Raw genomic sequence first — 255 nt, forward strand, 5'->3', positions numbered from 1 at the left:
TGTTTGATGCCTGGCTGTTGTATGCCGGGCTTCCTGCCCGGCCCCTTCGGGCTGCACTGCGTGCAGTGCAAATCCGTTCCCGACGGATTTGTCCTACTCATAGCGTCGCTCACCGACAAACAACAGGAAAAACAAAAGGCCCAGTCTTTCGACTGAGCCTTCCGTTCTGTTTGATGCCTGGCAGTTCCCTACTCTCGCATGGGGAGACCCCACACTACCATCGGCGCTACGGCGTTTCACTTCTGAGTTCGGCAT

Annotated in this window: 1 rRNA gene; it reads right to left on the reverse strand. The window is 56.5% G+C overall.

Annotated elements, in window-relative coordinates:
- Positions 1-175: 175 nt before the first annotated feature.
- Positions 176-255: ribosomal RNA gene (rrf, locus tag MUU47_RS23555) — 5S ribosomal RNA — on the reverse strand; the annotation flags it as partial.

It is taken from the genome of Scandinavium hiltneri, from assembly GCF_024764835.1.
Lineage (GTDB): Bacteria > Pseudomonadota > Gammaproteobacteria > Enterobacterales > Enterobacteriaceae > Scandinavium > Scandinavium hiltneri.